The organism is Kitasatospora sp. MY 5-36, from assembly GCF_001182915.1.
Taxonomy (GTDB): Bacteria; Actinomycetota; Actinomycetes; order Streptomycetales; family Streptomycetaceae; genus Kitasatospora.
In genome coordinates this window covers 1-3690 of the sequence record NZ_LFVW01000664.1, presented here as the reverse complement: position 1 = coordinate 3690, position 3690 = coordinate 1, and the positions used below count along the sequence as shown (strand labels likewise).

Here is a 3690-nt window from a genome sequence, read left to right as displayed (position 1 = left end):
CGTCCTCGCCCTGGCCGACCCCGGGGTGCGCGCCGACCTGGCCCGCCGCCCGGCCGGCCCGCTCGGCGCCGGCCACCGCCCGCTGCCCGACAGCCCCGCCTACGCCATCTTCACCTCCGGCTCCACCGGCCGCCCCAAGGGCGTCGTGGTGCCGCACGCCAACGTGGTCCGGCTGTTCGAGCAGACCCGCGAGCTGTTCGACTTCGGCGCCGAGGACGTCTGGACGCTCTTCCACTCCTACACCTTCGACTTCTCGGTCTGGGAGCTGTGGGGCCCGCTGCTGCACGGCGGCCGGCTCGTCGTGGTGCCCGAGGACACCGCCCGCTCCCCGGAGGACTTCCTGCGGCTGCTCGCCGAGGAGCGGGTCACCGTCCTCAACCAGACCCCGTCCGCGTTCCACCAGCTGGCCCGCGCCGACGCCGAACTCCCGGACATATCAGCCCGGTTGGCGCTGCGCACGGTGGTCTTCGGCGGCGAGGCGCTGGACGTCACCCGGCTCGCCGACTGGTACCGGCGCCACCCCGAGGACGCGCCGCGCCTGGTGAACATGTACGGCATCACCGAGACCACCGTGCACGTCACCCACACCGCGCTGGACCCGGCGACCGCCACCGCCGGCGGCCCCGGCCCGATCGGCACCGGCATCGCCGACCTGCGGCTGTACGTGCTCGACGGCGACCTCGCCCCGGTGCCCCCGGGCGCCGTCGGCGAACTGTACGTGGCGGGCGAGGGGCTGGCCCGCGGCTACCTCAACCGGCCCGGCCTCACCGCCGGCCGCTTCCTCGCCGACCCCTTCGGCGCCCCCGGCACCCGGATGTACCGCACCGGCGACCGGGCCCGCTGGCAGGCCGACGGCACCCTGCGCTACCTGGGCCGCGCCGACCAGCAGGTCAAGATCCGCGGCTACCGGATCGAACCCGGCGAGATCGAGGCCGCCCTCCAGACCCACCCGGGCGTCGCCCTGGCCACCGTCGGCGTCCACGAGGACGCCACCGGCACCCGCCGGCTGGTCGCCCACCTCGTCGGGGAGGACCCGGCCCGGCCGCCCGGCGCCGCCGAGCTGCGCGCCCACCTGGAACGCCTGCTGCCCGCCTACCTGGTGCCCGCCGCCTACGTCCCGCTGGCCGCCCTGCCGCTCACCCCCAACGGCAAGCTGGACCGGCGCGCCCTGCCGGTGCCCGGCCCGGACGGCTTCGCCGCCGGCCGCGAGCGCACCGCGCCCCGCACCCCCGCCGAGCGGCTGGTCGCCGAGGCCTGGGCGGAGGTCCTGGACACCGGCGCGGTCGGCGCCGAGGACGACTTCTTCGCCCTCGGCGGGGACTCCATCCTCGCCGTACGGGTCACCGCCCGGCTGCGCGCCGCCTTCGGCGCCGCCGACCTCTCGCCCCGGGTGCTGTTCACCCACCCCGTGCTCGCCGACCTGGCCGAGGCGCTCGGCGCCCCGCGCCCCGGCGCCGCACCGGCCGTCATCCCCGCCGCCGACCCGGCGGCCGAGGCGCCGCTCTCCTACGCCCAGCAGCGGCTCTGGTTCCTCGACCGCTTCGAGCCCGGCAGCACCGAGTACACCTCGCTGTCCGTGCTGCGGCTGCGCGGCGCCCTCGACCGGGCCGCCCTGGGCGCCGCCCTGGACGCCCTGGTCGAGCGGCACGAGGCGCTGCGCACCACGTACGCCGAACGGGACGGCCGGGCCCGGCAGGTGGTGCGCCCGCCGCACCCCGTCGAGCTGCCCTGCGCGGACGTCCCGGCGGCGGAGCTGGACGCCCACCTGGAGCGGATCGCCACCGCCCCCTTCGACCTCGCCGAAGGCCCCGTGCTCCGCGCCCACCTGGCCCGGACGGCCGCCGAGGAGCACGTCCTCGCCCTGGCGGTGCACCACATCGCCACCGACGGCTGGTCGATGGGCGTACTCGGCCGCGACCTCGGCGAGCTGTACGCCGCCGCCCTCGAACGGCGGAGCCCGCGGCTGCCCGCGCTGCCCGTCCGGTACACCGACTACGCGGCCTGGCAGCGCACCCGCACCGCCGCCGCCGAGGCCGACCTCGACCACTGGCGCCGGGCCCTGGACGGCCTGGCCCCGCTGGAACTGCCCACCGACCGGCCGCGCCCCGCGGTGCGCACCCGGGAGGGCGCGCTGACGACCTTCACGCTGCCCGCCGAGCTGACCGCCCGGCTGCGCGAGCGCGGCCGCGAGGCCGACGGCACCCTCTACACCGTCCTGCTGGCCGCCTGCCAGGTGCTGCTGGCCCGCTGGTCCGGGCAGCGCGACGTCGCCGTCGGCACCGTCACCTCCGGCCGCGAGCAAGGCGAACTCCACGACGTGGTCGGCATGTTCGTCAACACCCTGGTGCTGCGCGGCGACATCCGCCCCGAACTGACCTTCCACGAGCTGCTGACCGCCGCCCAGCACACCGTGCTGGACGCCCTGGCCCACCAGGAGGTGCCCTTCGAACGGCTGGTGGACGCCCTCCAGCCGGAGCGCGACACCAGCCGCACCCCGCTGTTCCAGGTGATGGTGGCACTGCACAACCTCGGCGCCGAGACGCCCCCGCTGCCCGGCCTGACGGTCGAACCCGTCACCCCGCCGGTCCGCAGCGCCGCCTTCGACCTCTCCTTCGACTTCGCCGAGCACGACGGCGGCCTGACCGGCTACCTGGAGTACAGCACCGGGCTGTTCGACGCGCGGACCGCCGAGCAGCTGGCCCACCGGCTGACCACCCTGCTGGCGGCCGTTGCCGAGGCGCCCGGGACGGCCGTCGGCGAGCTGCCGCTGATGAGCGGGGACGAGCGGCGGCAGGTGCTGCGCCAGGGCCGGGGCGAGCCGCTGCCCGGGCCGGACACCACCTTCACCGCCCTGTTCGAGGAGCAGGCCGCCCGCACCCCGGACGCCACCGCGCTGGTCGCCCGGGACGCCACGCTGGACTACGCCGCCCTCAACGCCCGGGCCAACCGGCTGGCCCGCCACCTGGCGGCCCTCGGCGCCGGCCCGGAGCAGGTGGTCGCCGTCCGGCTGCCGCGCACCTCCGACCTGGTGGTGGCGCTGTTCGCGGTGCTCAAGGCCGGGGCCGTCCTCCAGTTCGTCGACCCGGACCTGCCCGAGGAGCGGGCCGCCCTGCTGCTGGCGGACACCGAGCCGCGCACGGTGCTGACCGAGCGGGTCCTGCGCGAGGTGCCCTGGGACGCCCTGCCCGGACACGACCTGACCGACGCCGAGCGGACCGCCCCGCTGCGGCCCGGGAACGCCGCCTACCTGATCCACACCTCCGGCTCCACCGGCCGCCCCAAGGGCGTGGTCGTCGAGCACCGCCAGCTGGTCAACCTCTGCCGCGACCACCGGGAGGGGATGCTCGTCCCGCACACCGCCGACGGCGCCCGGCTGAAGGTCGCCCTCAGCGCCTCCCTCTCCTTCGACACCAGCTGGGAGGGCCCGCTGCTGCTGGTCTCCGGCCAGGAGCTCCACCTGATCGACGAGGACGTCCGGCTGGACCCGCAGGCCTTCTGCGCCAGGATCGTCGAGCAGCGGCTCGACGTCGTCAACGTCACCCCCTCCTACCTGCGCGAACTCACCGCCGCCGGGCTGTTCGGCCCCGCCCCGCACCACCCCCGGCTGCTCCAGCTCGGCGGCGAGGCGATCCCCGCCGCCACCTGGCGGGAGCTGGCCGAGGTCCGGGCCCGACTCGGCGTCACCGTCTA

Annotated in this window: 1 protein-coding gene; it reads left to right on the top strand. The window is 76.7% G+C overall.

Features of this window, described 5'->3' with window-relative positions; all coding sequences use genetic code 11:
* Positions 1-3690, top strand: a 3690-nt coding sequence (locus AE652_RS33045) for a non-ribosomal peptide synthetase (protein WP_049658321.1), incomplete at both ends; no start/stop codon positions are given.